General features: G+C 56.5%; 18 protein-coding genes. 12 read left to right on the forward strand and 6 right to left on the reverse strand.

All coding sequences use genetic code 11. The annotated features are described in order from the left end of the window. Positions 1 to 3 precede the first annotated feature (3 nt). On the reverse strand, positions 4 to 594 hold the full coding sequence (locus H6G07_RS11710) for a GAF domain-containing protein (RefSeq protein WP_084173379.1): 591 nt from the start codon (positions 592 to 594) through the stop codon (positions 4 to 6). A 268-nt stretch (positions 595 to 862) separates the two neighbouring features. Here H6G07_RS11710 and H6G07_RS11715 point away from each other — a divergent pair, with 268 nt between their 5' ends. The 3 genes from H6G07_RS11715 to H6G07_RS11725 all read left to right on the forward strand — a co-directional run bounded on the left by H6G07_RS11715 (position 863) and on the right by H6G07_RS11725 (position 2,647). Further along, positions 863 to 1,222: a hypothetical protein gene (locus tag H6G07_RS11715; protein ID WP_073609868.1), complete on the forward strand. Its 360-nt coding sequence runs from the start codon at positions 863 to 865 to the stop codon at positions 1,220 to 1,222. A 530-nt stretch (positions 1,223 to 1,752) separates the two neighbouring features. Beyond that, positions 1,753 to 2,226: a DUF4383 domain-containing protein gene (locus H6G07_RS11720; RefSeq protein WP_073609867.1), complete on the forward strand. Its 474-nt coding sequence runs from the start codon at positions 1,753 to 1,755 to the stop codon at positions 2,224 to 2,226. A gap of 208 nt (positions 2,227 to 2,434) precedes the next feature. Continuing rightward, positions 2,435 to 2,647 (forward strand): hypervirulence associated TUDOR domain-containing protein, encoded by a 213-nt coding sequence (locus H6G07_RS11725; RefSeq protein ID WP_073609866.1) that lies wholly within the window; start codon positions 2,435 to 2,437, stop codon positions 2,645 to 2,647. 137 nt (positions 2,648 to 2,784) lie between these two features. Here H6G07_RS11725 and H6G07_RS11730 read toward each other — a convergent pair whose 3' ends face one another. The 4 genes from H6G07_RS11730 to H6G07_RS11745 all read right to left on the reverse strand — a co-directional run bounded on the left by H6G07_RS11730 (position 2,785) and on the right by H6G07_RS11745 (position 5,229). After that, positions 2,785 to 3,132 (reverse strand): carbon dioxide-concentrating mechanism protein CcmK, encoded by a 348-nt coding sequence (locus tag H6G07_RS11730; protein WP_073609987.1) that lies wholly within the window; start codon positions 3,130 to 3,132, stop codon positions 2,785 to 2,787. A gap of 120 nt (positions 3,133 to 3,252) precedes the next feature. Continuing rightward, positions 3,253 to 3,564 carry a BMC domain-containing protein gene (locus H6G07_RS11735; protein WP_073609865.1) on the reverse strand — a complete coding sequence of 104 codons (312 nt, stop codon included), beginning with the start codon at positions 3,562 to 3,564 and terminating at the stop codon, positions 3,253 to 3,255. A gap of 41 nt (positions 3,565 to 3,605) precedes the next feature. Beyond that, on the reverse strand, positions 3,606 to 4,193 hold the full coding sequence (locus tag H6G07_RS11740; protein WP_073609864.1) for a hypothetical protein: 588 nt from the start codon (positions 4,191 to 4,193) through the stop codon (positions 3,606 to 3,608). A 43-nt stretch (positions 4,194 to 4,236) separates the two neighbouring features. After that, positions 4,237 to 5,229 carry a nucleoside hydrolase gene (locus H6G07_RS11745; RefSeq protein WP_338420696.1) on the reverse strand — a complete coding sequence of 331 codons (993 nt, stop codon included), beginning with the start codon at positions 5,227 to 5,229 and terminating at the stop codon, positions 4,237 to 4,239. Between the two features lie 66 nt (positions 5,230 to 5,295). On the opposite strand from H6G07_RS11745, the gene H6G07_RS11750 reads away from it, so the two are divergent. Continuing rightward, positions 5,296 to 6,273 (forward strand): S-layer homology domain-containing protein, encoded by a 978-nt coding sequence (locus H6G07_RS11750; RefSeq protein ID WP_242026737.1) that lies wholly within the window; start codon positions 5,296 to 5,298, stop codon positions 6,271 to 6,273. Between the two features lie 66 nt (positions 6,274 to 6,339). On the opposite strand, the gene H6G07_RS11755 is transcribed toward H6G07_RS11750, so the two are convergent. Next, complete coding sequence (locus tag H6G07_RS11755; RefSeq protein ID WP_073609861.1) at positions 6,340 to 6,660, reverse strand: TMEM14 family protein; 321 nt, start codon at positions 6,658 to 6,660, stop codon at positions 6,340 to 6,342. 524 nt (positions 6,661 to 7,184) lie between these two features. Here H6G07_RS11755 and H6G07_RS11760 point away from each other — a divergent pair. The 8 genes from H6G07_RS11760 to H6G07_RS11795 all read left to right on the forward strand — a co-directional run bounded on the left by H6G07_RS11760 (position 7,185) and on the right by H6G07_RS11795 (position 15,849). Then, the gene (locus tag H6G07_RS11760; RefSeq protein WP_073609860.1) at positions 7,185 to 8,204 is read left to right on the forward strand and encodes a glycosyltransferase family 2 protein; all 1,020 of its coding nucleotides are present in this window, start codon (positions 7,185 to 7,187) and stop codon (positions 8,202 to 8,204) included. 60 nt (positions 8,205 to 8,264) lie between these two features. Next, positions 8,265 to 9,749, forward strand: a complete 1,485-nt coding sequence (locus H6G07_RS11765) for an NAD(P)/FAD-dependent oxidoreductase (RefSeq protein ID WP_073609986.1) — start codon at positions 8,265 to 8,267, stop codon at positions 9,747 to 9,749. Between the two features lie 118 nt (positions 9,750 to 9,867). Next, the gene (locus H6G07_RS11770; protein WP_073609859.1) at positions 9,868 to 10,962 is read left to right on the forward strand and encodes a glycosyltransferase family 2 protein; all 1,095 of its coding nucleotides are present in this window, start codon (positions 9,868 to 9,870) and stop codon (positions 10,960 to 10,962) included. Beyond that, positions 10,940 to 12,169, forward strand: coding sequence for a glycosyltransferase family 4 protein (locus H6G07_RS11775; protein WP_073609858.1), 1,230 nt, complete (start codon positions 10,940 to 10,942; stop codon positions 12,167 to 12,169). The genes H6G07_RS11770 and H6G07_RS11775 overlap by 23 nt, the downstream gene beginning before the upstream one ends. Further along, a complete protein-coding gene (locus tag H6G07_RS11780) occupies positions 12,166 to 13,098 on the forward strand; it encodes a glycosyltransferase family 2 protein (RefSeq protein WP_073609857.1) in 933 nt (310 codons plus the stop codon). The genes H6G07_RS11775 and H6G07_RS11780 overlap by 4 nt, the downstream gene beginning before the upstream one ends. Before the next feature lie 43 nt (positions 13,099 to 13,141). Continuing rightward, the gene (locus H6G07_RS11785; RefSeq protein ID WP_171973063.1) at positions 13,142 to 13,309 is read left to right on the forward strand and encodes a hypothetical protein; all 168 of its coding nucleotides are present in this window, start codon (positions 13,142 to 13,144) and stop codon (positions 13,307 to 13,309) included. Positions 13,310 to 13,341: 32 nt separating this feature from the next. Then, positions 13,342 to 14,856 carry a lipopolysaccharide biosynthesis protein gene (locus H6G07_RS11790; RefSeq protein ID WP_073609856.1) on the forward strand — a complete coding sequence of 505 codons (1,515 nt, stop codon included), beginning with the start codon at positions 13,342 to 13,344 and terminating at the stop codon, positions 14,854 to 14,856. Positions 14,857 to 14,937: 81 nt separating this feature from the next. Then, the gene (locus H6G07_RS11795; protein WP_073609855.1) at positions 14,938 to 15,849 is read left to right on the forward strand and encodes a glycosyltransferase family 2 protein; all 912 of its coding nucleotides are present in this window, start codon (positions 14,938 to 14,940) and stop codon (positions 15,847 to 15,849) included. Positions 15,850 to 15,854 lie beyond the last annotated feature (5 nt).

A 15,854-nucleotide genomic window follows, 5' to 3' on the forward strand; every position in this document is an offset into this window, starting at 1 on the left:
CTGCTACCTATTTGCTGCCAACTCTGGCTCAGACCTCACATAGTTGATGGCAAAGGGCGTGAGCTGGGTGACGACCTGCTCAATGAGTTGGCGATCGCTATGGCTCCACACACGGGGTTCTTCAAAGACACAGGCCTGCAAAATGCCCCACAGGGTTTGCTCCGAGCACAGATGAGCATGAATCAAGGCGCGATGCCCAAAGGTTTGGTGCTCAAACTCGCGGTTTAACACCTCTGGCCCAGCAGTTTCCACATCCTCTACAAAAACACTGGGCTGAGCCTTAAGAGCCGCCGCAAACATGGGGTCATCCTTCGCCAAAGCGGGATCTTCCGGTTTCCACGCCGGGTCATAGATGGTTGGTACCGATGGCCGCTCTATCCAGCAAAAGGGCACTCGCCCAACCTGAGTATCGGGAGAACGCAGGTATAAAAAGACGCGATCGCACTGCAACTGCTCTCCTAACCTAGCCAAAATACTGTCCACTAACTGGGTTGAATGCTGGCTATGGAGCGGTGCTTCAAACAATTGATGGATAAGTCTTTCGACCCTATCGTTGTGGGTCACATCAGGAATGAAGTTGTTTAGCTTGGGCATAGCTCTCTCTAAGGATTACATCAGTACCTTAGAACCGACTCCTGCTGCTTTTCCCCTGTCATGATGAGGTTTTAGTCTCGTTCTTTCGAGAGAGATACTTTAGTTGAGGCATATGAGCATCTAGAACATTCAGCGATTTTTTACACCTGTGAAGATATACCTTTTGAGCGATAAGCTTCTTAAGCGAGTTACCTAACGTGTCACTAGAGGTTCAGCAAGCAGTTCGCTTACTGGCATGTCGTATTGAATGGATATTAGGTAACTTGTGATGAAAAATATTTTTGGTGCTTTAAAGGAAATGCTGAGCCGCGTTTACTGGAAGCAGTTTGCGGTAGTTTGCTCTGCTGTGGTTATTCTGCTAACTGCTAATGGCGTCAAAGCTGAGCAAAATACTGGCAATCGCGCTTATTCTAATGAACTACCACCTACGCAAGAGGTTGGTCGCCCCCGCACTATGGGTCAGTGGGAAGCTGAAAACGAAGCTTTGGAAGGTCAACCTGGCAAGAAGCTGAAGCGCATTGCTGAAGAGTCAGCAGATGCGGTCAAGAACATGGCCGGAATCTATCCCCAAAACGCTCGGACTCTGACACCTGGAGTAGACAATGGCGAACTGCCTAACGACGACTAATCATTAGCCGTATTAGTCACTTAGGCTTTAGATAAATCATCGTGCTCCGTTGAGGTTTCTTAGCGGAGCACGATGAATTTTTAAGGGAAGACCTGATACACTTCAAGGCTCCAAAACTGAAGCAGTTTTTGTTCTTCAGATTCATTTAACATCGTGGGTCAAGAATTTGGGAAGCTTGAGAACTCCTTATTTTGCGATTGTGTAAGAGAGTCTGTAAGTTTGCTGCTAGGTGCGATCGCCAACTTTTCAAAACTATCGTAATTCTTCTACAACACTGGCATTTTCTTGGTAGCAGCGACAGAAAAGATTATTGAAAAATGCTGTAGACAGGGAATTAACTCCCACCAGAAAATTCACTCTACCCAATGACCTATCGACAACTATTTCTCTTTAGAGAGGCTCAAACCCACCAAAATTCCTAAAGTTTAGTTAATTGTTGCGGGTTCACTCCTAGCTAGGTGGTGACAGGCTTTGCCAAACTGCTGCAAGCTTACCCAAAACCGCTATCTGACGTTTACCTTAGAGTTACCATGAAAGCTGCACAAAGATTTGCATTGATTATCGGCATAGTTTACCTCGCCATAGGTATTTTGGGCTTCATCCCTGCCCTAGTTTCTCAGGCTGGCGGCATGCCCCCTTCGATTGAGAAGCTGGGCGTTGTTTCTGGATTTGGCTATTTGATGGGCCTATTTCCAGTTAATACACCTCACAATATTATTCACCTCGTTACAGGTTTGTTGGGAATCGTTGCTTCTATCGCGTTAGACAGCTCTCGTTTATTCTCTGGACAGTTAGGTATTTACTACACGACCCTGGCTGTCCTAGGTTTAGTGCCGGTTGCCAACACTTTCTTCGGGCTTTTTCCGCTCTATGGAGCCGATGTTTTTCTGCACGGTCTGACGGGTGCACTGGGTATTTATTTCGGCTTCTTTGCTACCCCTTCCTTGCTGAGTCTGTTTAAGAAAGAGCTGAAGGAAGACGCCACTTCTGGCGAAATTCTATAGCCAATGCTTGATTAGTAGATGAACCAGCCTGCCTTAGACCTAGGTCGTTGGAAGATGATTCGACCTCCACCGCGTTTAGCTTAAGCAGACTAAGCTCCATCTAGTACTTTCTAGTACTTTAAAACCAATTCAGCTCAGGCTGGTCTACTGTCATCACACTGGCAGTATTCACTAATCGTTGAATAATAGATGAGTTCAGGTGATCGTCATGGAACAAGGTTTCAAAAAAGGGGACAAAGTTTCTTGGAGTACAGCCCAGGGAAAAACCGTGGGTACGATAGTCGAAAAGCTAACGTCTCGTACTGAAATCAAAGGTCACACCGTTGCTGCATCTAAGGAAAGTCCTCAGTACCTAGTGGAAAGTGAAAAAACTGGTAGCCATGCGGCTCATAAGCCAGAGGCTTTGACAAAAGAAGACTAATTGTCTTTGCCAGAGCTACAAAGCACAAAACTAAGCCCGCTAGAGAAAGTAAATTTCTCTAGCGGGCTTAGTTTTGTGAGTAATTTTTGGGTGATTTGATGATCTACGACATCATCTACAGCCAGCCAAAAGTAGCTCTAGCGACCGGTAGAGCCTGGCAGAATGGGTTGCTCGACAGCCTGGCGGAAGATTTCGGTCTCTTCGTTGAATTCGATTGGCAACACGGCCACCACGTTTTCGTGGGGACGGGGGATGATTACCCAGGTTTCGAGGATGCCACCGGGGGTTTTTTCGGCGGCTTCTACCCCAGCGGCCATGGCGGCTTTGACTTCGGAGACGTCGCCACGAATGTTGATAGCGAAGCGAGCACTACCGGCGCGAATGTAGCCGATTAGCGTAACGCGCCCGGCTTTTACCATCGCATCGGCGGCGGCAAGCACCGGGGGAAACCCTCTGGTTTCGAGCGACCCGACAGCCTGTGGCATGGTTGTACTCCTGAGAAAGTTTTTGTGGGTAAAAAATTCAACCTTCATTGTACGGGGCGGTGGTAGCGATCGCGCCGTGTCGATTTATTAAAGACTGTGGGGGGGTTGTAATAGTAGCGCTTATACCCGGAAGGGTTCTGAGGCTGAAGTAAAGCCAATGGGCAGAATTGCGTCGATGTTGTCGGTGGGGTTAGGAATGATCACATGGGAGGTGACTTCGGCCAAGTTGGGGCAGGCCTTGGCTGCGACCAGCCCGGCTTCCATGGCGCGCTTGACCTCGGCCACCAGGCCACGGATGACCACAAACTGCCGCCCACTCTCGGAGCGATCTTGCACGGAGACAGTGACGTTGGCCGCTTTGACCATGGCATCGGCGGCGGCCAGCACTGCGGGAAAGGTTTGGGTTTCGATGACGCCGACGGCAATGGCCATGGGGGTGCTCCTAGGGAAAAGCTGCGTTATTCAACTCCCAATCATACCTTGATGCCGCTGGGTTCTCCGGCGGTGGCAATGATGCGATCGCACCCTGATTCCGGCTTGGCCCAGTCGCAGTGGCAGTCCTTGGGGTCGCCCCAGCACAGGCTGAGGTACAGCTCATCTCGCGTGGCGGATAGCTCGGCCCATTCGCTGGCGGCAATACGTTTTTCTACGGCGGCTAGGGTGGTGGGTTGGGGGTCGTGGCCCGCGATCCACAGGCGCAAGCCAGCGATGGATTTTCGCCAAAACTCGACGATGGCAGGCTTGGCCCCCACCAGGGCCAGTTTGTCGGCGGGGATAGCGATTAGCTGGGGATGCAGCTCGGGTACGCGCAGGCTGCGGCCCTGAAACCGGCAGGTGTGCCACATCAAACCCGACACCCCGTGCTCGTGCTGGTAGTCATGAATTTGGGCGCGAAAGTCTTGAATGGCGAACACTTTGCTGAGCTTGTCGGCCCCGATCGCCTTCGAGAGCACCGGATTATCGATGCGATCGGCGGAGGACAGCACCACCCGCTCGCCCTTCCAGGTGGCGCGAAGTTCCTGATCGAGAAAGTCCAGGAGTTGCTCGGTGGTGTAAGCCATAGGGCTATCTTATCAAGCGTGCTGGGGGAAGTTTTGTGCCCAACTATAGTTTCCCAAGCCGTTCTATCAAAAGTGCATAGATACCGTCGGCATCGGCGGTTTCAATGACGGTAGCGTTGGCGGGGTCGGTGGGAGTTGGGTGGTCGTTGGCCACGGTGCGCCCCAGGCAGAGGGTGCCCTCGGTTTCAATTGCCAGGTACATGGGCCGACCGGCAAACAGGTCGGGGCGCAGCAGATAGGCGATCACACAGGGGTCGTGGAGGGGTGGTGCGGTGAGGCCGTGGCGCTCCACATCAAGCTGGCCGTAGTAGCACAGCATGCCCGCAGCGGCTTTGCCCACGGGGGTACCCAAAGCCTCAAGCGCTGCCAGGCGATCGGGAGTGGTGACAACCTGGTGGGTGACATCCAGGCCAATCATGGTCAGAGGCAAGCCCGCATCGACGACCACCTTGGCAGCATGGGGATCCACATAAATATTGAACTCGGCGGCAGGGGTGATATTGCCAGCCCCTAGGGAACCGCCCATCATCACCACCTGGCCAATGCCCTGGGCGATCGCGGGGCACTGAATCAGGGCTACAGCCAAATTGGTCAGCGGGCCGAGGGTAGCTAGGGTAATCGGAACCGAGGTCGTGGTGAGCTGTTCAATCAAAAACGCGACGGCATGCTGTGATTGCAGTGGCAGGGTGGGTTCGGGCAGATCAGTCCCCTGCAAGCCGGTTGCGCCGTGGATATCTTCGGCGGTGGTCAGCGATCGCAGCAGCGGCCTAGGGCACCCCGCATATACCGGCACATCGGTGCGCTGGGCCAAGTGGCAGATGCGGCGAGCATTGGCCTGGGTGAGCGCCAGCGGCACGTTGCCCGCCACGGTGGTGATACCCAGCAGGTCGAACTCGGCGGGGGAGGCGAAAGCGAGGAGGAGAGCGATCGCATCGTCAACCCCAGGGTCACAGTCAATAATCAGCGGTCGGGGCAGCATAGACAGGTTCCCAACGGGGTTCTCAGGGGGTGGCACAGCGTAGCCAGCAGAGGCCACGGGCGCTGTCTTAAAATACGCTGTGTAGGTACTGCATCGATTTTTCCCCGCTAAGGAGGTTGCCCCTTGTCTGCTGCACTGCGTCTCACGGTCATGGTATCTGGGCTGAGTCTGCTGCTGGTCGCCGGTTGTGCGGGCAGTTCCCTAGAGCAGTCCCTAGAGGCCGATCCGCAACTGCAAGATCGGCCTATATTCACTGGTGAAGAGCCTGAAACCCCGGCGGCAGAGGCCGAACCCGCCCCGGCTGACCCAGCCGCCGAGATCCCTGACGCCGCCGAGGCCGAACCCCCAGAGCCAGAATCCTCACCCGAGGACAGCGCCACAACCCTGGCCGAAGTGCCCGAAGACCTGCGCCCCTATGTACAAAACTGGCTAGCCCTTGGGATTGTCGAGTCAGCGCGTCCAACAGCCGCTGGCACCGCAGTAGAGCCCGAGTTCGCCCCTAACCAAGCCATTACGCGGGGTGAGTTTGCCCACTGGCTGCTCACTGCCAACAACCGGTTCTATCAAGACGTACCGGCCAAGCGCCTACGCCCCGCCGCCGCTGGCACCACCCCTGCTTTTCAGGATGTGCCCGCTTCGCACCCCTACTTTGCCGCCATTCAGGGGTTAGCCGAAGCGGGAATTATTCCCAGTGCCAAGACTGGCAATGCCACCGCCGTCACCTTTCGGCCCGATGCACCCCTCACCCGCGAAACCCTAGTACTGTGGAAGGTGCCCCTCGATTCACGCGCGCCGCTGCCGACTGCTGCTGCCGACGCGGTAGCCACCACCTGGGGCTTTCAAGATGCCGCTAAGATTGAGCCGTTGGCGATGCGGGCGGTGCTAGCCGATCACCAAAACGGCGATTTTGCCAATATTCGCCGTGCCTTTGGCTATACCACCCTGTTTCAGCCCCAGAAAGGCGTTACCCAGGCTGAGGCCGCCGCCGCTCTGTGGCGATTTGGCAACCAAACCGAAGGGGTTTCTGCTGAGGACTTGCTGAGACGACCGACCGACCCGTCAGGTTCCCAAAATTCGCCTAACTCTACAAACTCTCTTTAAATTCCGCGAAATTACTGACAGGTTGGGTAACAGATATCCAGGACACAAGCCCGGCCCTCCGATCGCCTAGATAACGCCAAACAGCGATAGCCCCATACCCACGAATGCCAGCACCCCCGCCACAATCATGATGGCGGCGGGCATGGCTTTGCGGGTCTGCATCCAGCGGCGAACGAAAATAAACACTAGGGACGCTGTAACGCCCATCGCCATGCCCGCTCCGCCAGCCGAGCCAGCCTGCCACAGCCAGGAGCCAGTCAGCAGTAGGACAGCGCTCACCAACCCAGTGAATAATGACGCCTGGCTGCGGGCTTGGGCATACCCCATCAGGCCGCCGATCGCAGAGAGGGCAGCATAGGCGATCGCACAGAGGACTCCAGTGGGCATAGCGGTCTGCACAGTCAGAACAGTCTCAGGCTAACGAGGTTTTTGCCATCGCACAACCCTAGCGAGCAGACTAATTTGAGTGCGATCGCAACAGTTACAGCCAGATCTCACAAAACCAATCATGTATTAAGGAACACGTATTTTTTGTATTTCTTAATACTTCAAGCTTCACTCAGGAACAATCTTAGTGCATTTTAGTCTCAGTCTTGACACCCATCTGAAGATAGAGATTTAGATAATCTCCTGCAAAAAAATAATTATAAAGGAAGTGTAAAGATGAGAATTTTTTCATGATTCTTGTAAAATGACCGTGATAACTTTTCTGTCAAGAGCGCTTTGAACCATCTCCAAGCCTTAAAAAAAGCCAGACATAATAAGCTTTTCTGAAGTTGTTTAATAAATCAATAAAGGCACTAGATCTTGCTAATGAATGCTCCCTATTTCGAGAATAGTTAGCGAATTAGTCCCCTGCATAATCACATTTTTTGTAGGGTGAAGCACTTGCTCTTAGGAATAATTGGTTCATGAATTTCAGCCCAGGCCATGCATCAAGATTCAACATTTCTGTCATTATTCCTGTGCATAACGGCGGCGAAAACTTCCGCTGCTGCCTTGAGAGCCTGAAACAATCCAGCCGACAGCCTGATGAGGTGATCGTGGTTGCCGATGGCGACACCGACGGTTCATGGGAAGTGGCAAAAGAGTTTGGCGCTAAGGTGTTTCGCTACGACTCTGCGGGTGGGCCAGCCCGCGCCCGCAACCGAGGGGCGTCTATGGTCCAGGGAGACATTCTGTTCTTTGTTGATGCCGATGTCACCATTGCTCAAGACACTATCCTCGATATCGAAACGGCCTTTCAAAAAGATGTCAATCTAGCAGCGCTGATTGGCTCCTACGACGACGAACCGGGTGCCGCTAATTTTCTCTCGCAGTACAAAAATCTGTTTCACCACTACACCCACCAGGTGGCATCCGAAAAGGCTTCGACCTTTTGGGGAGCCTGCGGGGCCATTCGCACTGAGGCGTTTAATGCCGTGGGCGGCTTTGACGAGCGCTATCTCAAGCCCTGCGTCGAAGACATTGAGCTGGGCTACCGGCTGCGGCGGGCAGGCTACACCATTCGCCTGTGCAAGCACATTCAAGTCAAGCACCTGAAATGCTGGGAGCCGGTCTCGCTGCTGCGGGCCGAGATTTTTTATCGCGCCCTGCCCTGGGCAGAACTCATTCTCAGCCAGGGGCAACCAATGAACGACCTCAACCTCGATCGCACCAACCGCCTCAGCGTAGTGCTCACCTTTGCGGCCCTGGGCTGCCTAGTGGGGGGCTGGGTTGAACCCTTTTTGTGGATTGTTGCCGTTGCCATTATGGTCGGGCTGCTGATCATCAACCAGCGGGTTTATCGCTTCTTTTGGTACAAGCGCGGGCCGCTGTTTGCCCTACGGGTGATTCCCTGGCACTGGCTTTATTTTCTCTATGGCGGTGCCGCCTTTGCCTACGGTTTTGTGACCTATCGGTTTCGGCAATTTTCGACCCTTGCCGACTGATTGGCCAGCTTTTTTCAATTTTTAGTCAGTGCAGTTACCCCATTTTTTGGAGTTAAACCAATGCAGTCTTTACCTGTAGTGATCATTGGTGGCGGGCCAGCGGGTCTGACCGCAGGCTACGAACTCATGAAGCACGGACAAAAGTCGGTGGTGCTGGAAAAAGCCGACAAGGTGGGGGGCATTTCTCGCACTGAAACCTATAAAGGCTACCGCTTTGACATCGGCGGCCACCGCTTTTTCACCAAAGTTACCGAAGTACAGGCGGTGTGGAAAGAGATTTTGGGCGACGACTTTATCCAGACGCCGCGACTGTCGCGGATTTATTATGACAACAAGTTTTACGACTATCCGCTGTCGCTGATGAAGACGCTCAAAAATCTCGGCCCCGTCACCAGTGCCTTGATTCTCTTTAGCTATCTCAAGGCCAAAGGGCAAAAATATATGAACCCAGACTTTGAGGCCGAAACCTTTGAAGAATGGGTAATCGACTGCTTTGGCGAACGGCTCTATCGGATTTTCTTTAAGACCTATACCGAAAAGGTTTGGGGCATTCCGTGCAGCCAGATTCGCGCCGACTGGGCGGCCCAGCGCATTCAAAACATGTCGCTCAAGCAGGCAGTGATTAACGCCATTTTTGGCAGCCAAAATGCCAAGAGCCTGATCAAAAAGTTTGACTATCCCCGGCTTGGCCCCGGCATGATGTGGGAGCGCTGTCAGGATCTGCTCGATATGCACGGTTCGCCCGTCCACCTCAACACAGAGGTAGTGCGGGTCGAGCGGCAGGGCAAGCGCATTACCAAAGTGGTGGCGAAACAGGGCGATCAAACCTTTGACCTGGTGGGCGAATATTTCATCAACTCCATGCCCATTTCTCTGCTGCTGAATCGCCTCGATCCGCTGCCCCCCGAAGAGGTGCTGGCGGCGGCGCGGGGGCTCAAATATCGCGACTTTTTAATTGTGTCGCTGATTATCGACAACCCCGATCTCTTCCCCGACAACTGGCTCTACATTCACAGCCCTGAGTTTAAGGTGGGGCGCATTCAAAACTTTAAGAATTGGAGCCCCGAAATGGTGCCCGACCCCAGCAAAACCTGCCTGGGCATGGAGTATTTTTGCAGCGAAGGCGATGACCTGTGGGAAATGCCCGACCAGCAGTTGATTGAGCTGGCGTCGGCAGAAATTGCTCGCCTGGGGCTGGGGGTCAAGCGCGAGGATGTGGAAGACGGCTGCGTGATTCGCCAATTTAAGGCCTACCCAGTGTACGACGGTGAGTACCGGCAGCATCTTCAGGTGCTAGAAGACTACATTCGCGGCTTTGAGAATCTACAAACCGTGGGCCGCAACGGCATGCACCGCTATAACAATCAGGATCACTCAATGCTGTCGGCGCTGCTGGCCGCCAAAAACATCGTGGGCGAAAACCACGACATCTGGAACATCAATGTCGAGCGATCGTACCACGAGAACTTTACCGACCAGGAGTGGTCAAAGCTGCGTGGGGGCAAACTGGTGCCCGATGGTCAATCAGTGCCCCAGGCCGTCTAGCTGACGAACCGCAGGGACAAACGGCGGCTTTTCCTGTAAAAGAAGCGGCGTTATCGATACCTTTCGGTCTCTATAACTCTCCCCCAAAAGACTCTCAATGCGGAAGGATGGTTGATCTATGACAGTGCCAAACGTAACCCTGGTGGTCTCGCCCCGGGAGCGCTTTAGCTATACGCAAACCTCTTTAGAGAGCATCTATAAGCACACTCAGATGCCCTTTAAGCTGGTGTACGTAGATGGCAACTCGCCCAAACCTGTGGCCGAGTATCTGGCAGCCCAGGCCATCGAAAAAGGATTTGAGCGGGTGCGGGTGAATCACTTTCTTACCCCCAACCAGGCCAGAAATATTGGCTTGGCCCGAGTTGATACGCCCTACGTTGTCTTTGTAGACAATGATGTAGTGGTATCACCGGGCTGGCTTGAGGCGCTAGTGCAGTGCGCCGATGAAACGGGGGCTGCCATTGTGGGGCCGCTCACCTGCCAGGATGAGCCGGTGCATGAGACCATTCACTTTGCCAACGGTGAGGCCCGCATCATTGTCGATGTGAAGGGGCGGCGGCGACTGCGGGAAAAAATGTGTCGCCAGGGGCAGCGGGTCGCCCAGGTGGCCCACAAACTAGAGCGCACTCCGGCGGAACTGGTGGAGTTTCACTGCATGCTGGTGCGCACTAGCGTGTTTGAGCAGCTGGGGCCGCTCGATGAAGGCTTTCTCAACACCAAGGAGCATGTGGATCTGTGCCTGGGGGTGGCCCAGGCGGGGGGGACAATTTATTTTGAACCCACGTCGGTGATTACCTACGTGCCGGGCATTGCCTGGAGCTGGGCCGATCTGCACCTCTACATGCTGCGCTGGAGCGACGCTTGGGAGCAGGAGAGTTTGGTGCACCTGCGTCAGAAGTGGAATTTGCCTGAGGATGTCTACTTTAGCCAGAAGCTCAAAGCCCTGGGCTGGCGGCGGCGCAGAATGATTCTTTCGCCGCTGCTGCACCGGATGACCTTTGGGCTGGTGAAAAATCGGCTGGTAGAAAAGGTGCTGATGTACGGGGCGCTGGCACCGGTCGATCGGGTGCTCAACCGCTATTTGACGAGTCGCCACGCTCGTCTGTGGCTACAGCCGCAGCGAGCCAGTGCCGTGGAGCCACCTCGCCTGGTGGCTGAACTACCGGCGCGATCGCCCCAGGAGACGGTGCATGAAAATTCTTCTGCTGCATGATTACGGCACCGCCAGCGGCGGGGCTGAGCTGCAAATGCTGTCGCTGCGCCAGGGGTTGAGCGATCGCGGCCACCAGGTGCGGCTGTTTGCTAGCAGTGCCATGCCCGTAGCAGGACACGATCAGCTGGCGGATGACACCTGCTTTGGCACCACCTCGCGGTTGCAAGTGCTGACTCAAACCGCCAACCCCTCGGCCTACTGGCGGCTACGACGGGTGCTGCGGGAGTTTCAGCCCGACGTGGTGCACATTCGCATGTTTATGTGGCAGCTATCGCCGCTGATTTTGCCGCTGCTGCGGCAGGTGCCCTGCATCTACCAGACGGCGGTGTACAAGGCCATTTGTCCGGCGGGCACCAAAGTGCTGCCCGATGGCAGTCCGTGCCAGGTGAACCCTGGGCGGGTGTGCCTAACCACCGGCTGTCTTACCCCCCAAACCTGGACGGCGCTGATGGTGCAGCACCAGCTCTGGCAGCGCTGGCGCGGAGCCATTGACCGAGTCGTGGCCCTCAGCCAGGGGATGAAAGCCCAGCTAGAGCAGGCGGGGCTGAGCCCGGTGGAGGTGATTTACAACGGCGTGCCGGTGCGCGACCCGCGCCCCGCTCTCAGCGACCCGCCCACGGTCGTTTTTGCCGGGCGGTTGGTACCCGAGAAGGGGGTGGATGTACTGCTGAAGGCGTTTGCTGTGGCGCGTTCCCACATCCCTACCGCCCAATTGCTGATCGCGGGTCAGGGGCCAGAGGCAGAATCTCTCAAGGCCTTGGCCCAGCAGCTTGGCCTGGGAGGGAGCGTTACCTGGCTGGGGCATGTGTCGCGACCTGAGCTCGAAGCCCACTTTGACCACGCCTGGGTGCAGGCGGTGCCCTCCCAGTGGGAGGAGCCCTTTGGCAATGTCACCACCGAGGCGATGATGCGGGGGACGACGGTGGTGGCCAGCGCCGTGGGAGCCCAGCCCGAGATCATCCACGCCGATCGCACCGGATTTTTGGTGCATCCCAGCGATGCCGAGGGCTGGGGCGATCGCCTCACCCGGCTGCTGCAAGACCGAGAGCTGGCGGAGGCGATGGGCAGGGCAGGGCGCGATCGCGCCCTAGCGCAGTTTAGCGAAGCCAGCCGCACCGACCAGTTTTTAGCTCTTTATCGGCAAATTCAGGCCCAATATGCCAAAAATCTGGTTCCCGTTGTCCATCCAAATCTCAGCTCGCTATGACTAGCCCACAGCTCAGTATCATCATTCCCACCCACAACCGGCCTGAGCTGCTGCGCCGCGCCGTGGCCAGCGCCCTGGGTCAAACTGTGACCGACCTGGAGGTGATCGTAGTCGATGACGGCTCTACTCCGGCAGTGAGCCTTCCCCCCCAGGAGCGGCTGCGGGTGATTCGCCTAGAGCCGAATCAGGGCGGGGCCATGGCCCGCAACCAGGGTGCCCTGGCCGCCAGCGCCCGGTGGATCACCTACCTCGACGACGACGATGTCTTGCAGCCCGATATGGCCGAAAAAGCCCTGGGAGCAATTCAGCGTATTCCCTCAGACCTCCCCACTCCGGTGGGGCTGCTGTTTGGCCTCAGCATTGTCAACAGCCGAGGACGAATTCTCGAAACCCATCTGCCCCCCACCTTGCCGAAAGGATCGCACTTCTGCTTGGAGAAAATTCCCCCCGGTACGTCCTTTTTTACTAAGCAAAGTTTGGTGGTGGAGCGCGAGGTGCTGCTGGGCATGGGCGGCTTTGACCCCAGCTTTAGCTCACGGGTGCACACCGAACTCTTTTTGCGGCTCAACCCGGTGTGCTCGCTGTGGGGCATTCCCGAGGTGACCTACCACCTGTCGACCCACGAGGGCAATCGGGTGTCGTCAAACCCCCAGCGGCGGCAGCAGAGTTTTGAACAGCTTTTGGCCAAGCACTGCGAGGTGTTTGCTCACCAGCCCCGCCAGACCGTGGCCGATTTTGTCTTTAACCACGCCGTCATGCTTCAGCGCAGCGGCCAGGGGTGGGCAGCCACTCAAGCCTGGGGCCAGGCGTTTGCCATTCACCCGGTGCAGGCGATCGCCCGGCTGGGCTCTCCTTACAAGCGGCGGGTGCTCAAAACCCTGGCTACCCTCAGGGCCAGCCTTCCCCAGCTCGCATCGAACGCGCGTTGAGCAGGACGTTGACATTGCCGTTTTCACCATCAGCGGAGGTTACATGATTACCGACATGTTGGCCATGGGGGAGCAGACCCAGCGGCAAGCGCAGGTGGTGGTGATCGCCTCCATCGCTGGAGTGGAGGTGAACGTGGCGTTTGCCCTTTTGGCCCAGCGGCTGGGCGAGCAGCGGCCAGCCGTTGCTACCTCCCTCGATCGTGGCGTTTAGTCAGGCAAAATCCACCCAGGACACCTAACGCTATGACTAAATCTGAACACCACTTTGAAACCACGGCACTCCAGGCCAACTTGACTAGGCGATCGGTGCAGTCGGGCATGGTCGCCATAGCGGCCCAGCCGATTAAGCTGGTAATTGGCATTGTAGGCACGGCAGTGCTGGCCCGTCTGCTGGTGCCTGCCGATTTTGGCCTGCTGGCCATGGCGCAACCCCTGCTCACCATGGTCGATAGCCTCAGTAATCTAGGCCTAGAAACGGCCACCGTGCAGCGACAAGACCTCAACCAGGAGCAGGCCAGCGCCATGTTCTGGCTGTCGCTGAAGATCAACGCCCTGGTAATTGGCGGCATGGTGCTGTGCGGCCCGCTGCTGTCGCGGTTCTATGGCCAGCCAGAGCTGACGGCCATGGTGCTCTGTCTAGCGATTGGAGCCAGCAGTCTGTGCCTGTCGTTTCAGCACCTGTCGCTGCTGAAGCGGCAGATGAAATTTGAGCTGCTGACTACCGTGGAAGTGGTGGCGATGGGGCTGAGTACGGTGGTGGCGATCGCCGCTGCCTGGTACGGCTTAGGCTACTGGGCCTTGGTGTTGCAGCTCACCGTGCTTCAGGTGGTGAAAGGTGTTGCCTACTGGCTGGTCTGCGACTGGCGGCCCCAGCGCCTGACGGGGGAGTCTTCGTTTAAAACCGATCTGCGATCGACCCTCTCCTACGGGGCTCATCTAACCGGCTTTCGGGTGATCAGTCGCCTGGGTATGAAAATGGATCAGGTGTTGCTGGGCTACTCGGGTGGAGCCAGCGCCCTGGGGATTTATTCAATGGCCTATCAGTGGGCCTATTTTCCCTTTTGGCAGATCTACTACCCACTGTTTGACGTGGCGGTGTCGAGCCTGAGCCGCAGCCTGGCTGAGCCTGAGCGCTACCGCCTCTACTGTCGGCGGGGGCTGATGCTAATTTTTGCAGTGTGTATGCCAGCGCTGGCCTACCTATTTGTCACGGCGGATGCGGTGACGCGGCTGATGCTGGGCGACCAATGGCTGGAGATGATCCCCATGTTTCGGGTGTTGCTGGTGGCCGTGTTTGTAGGGGCCATGTACCGCGTCACCAAATGGATCTATGTCTCCAGTGGCGAAACCAAGCGGCAGTTTCACTGGAGCCTGATTCACACCCCGGTGATGATTGTCGCCACGGTGATTGGCCTGCGCTGGGGGGCCTTTGGGGTAGCGGTGGGCTACACCGTCAGCATGGGCCTGCTGAGCTACCCGGCGGTGGTGCACTGCGTGCATAAGTCGCCCATTACCCTAGGGGATTTTTTGGGATCGCTGGTTCGACCGGCGATCGCATCCCTGGCGTCAGCGGTGCTGCTGTACCTGGCGACCTGGGCGCTGCCCCCAAGTTCGGTCTTGGTGGTGGGTCTGCTGATTCAAGGATTGATCTATAGCTTTGCCTACATCAGTATTTGGCTGCTTTTGCCGGGCGGCTACCGCGAAGCCAAGGGCATGATTCAGCTTTTGCTCAAGGCCAAATCAAAGCCCGCTCGATAACGTTTTGGGGTTTCTCAGCCCAGGGCTAACAGCCCACCCGTTCTGCCTGTCTGTTCCTCGTAGATTTATTGAAATTCAGCAATGACACCCTACATCTTTTCCATTGTGATTCCGACCTACAATCGGCCTGAGCGGCTGACTAGCTGCTTGCAAAGCCTCACCCGGCTTGACTACCCGCGCGATCGCTTTGAGGTGATTGTGGTCGATGACGGCAACGCCCAGCCCCTGGCCCCCACGGTCAAACCCTTTGAGGCGCACCTCAACCTGACGCTGCTGCGGCAGGTCAACAGCGGCCCGGCCCAGGCCCGCAACGCCGGGGCCGCCCGCGCCCAGGGCCAGTACCTGGTGTTTACCGACGACGACTGCCAGCCCCACCCTGGCTGGCTCAATGCCATGGCCGCCCAGCTAAAGCATCAGCCTCGGGCCTTGGTGGGCGGCCACACCATCAATGCCTTACCCGACAACCTCTTCTCTACGGCTAGCCAGCTGCTGATCGACTACCTCTACGACTATTACAACAGCCGACAGGCACCCAGTTTCTTTGCCTCTAACAACTTTGCCATGGCCACCGAGCAGTTTCGGCAGGTGGGGGGGTTTGACACGTCCTTTCCGCTGGCGGCGGGGGAAGACCGGGAGTTTTGCGATCGCTGGCTCCAGCAGGGGCTACCGATGGCCTACGCCCCCGAGGCACGGGTTGACCATAGCCACTACCTATCGCTGCGGCGGTTTTGGCGGCAGCACTTTAACTACGGGCGGGGGGCCTACTGCTTTCACCAGGTGCGGGCTCGTCGGGCCGCTGCCCAGGTCAAGGTTGAGCCCCTGGAGTTTTACTGGCGGCTGCTGACCTATCCCCTCGCAGGGCAGCCCCAGATTCAGGGCATGCTGCTGTCGGGGCTGCTGTTTTTATCCCAGGTGGCCAACGTGGTGGGCTTTTTTTGGGAGCGCACCCAGCAAAAACTGCCCCCCGCATCGGCCCCCGCTGCCTCTTGCTGAGTTTT

Source organism: Phormidium tenue FACHB-1052, assembly GCF_014696675.1.
GTDB lineage: Bacteria > Cyanobacteriota > Cyanobacteriia > Phormidesmidales > Phormidesmidaceae > Nodosilinea > Nodosilinea tenuis_A.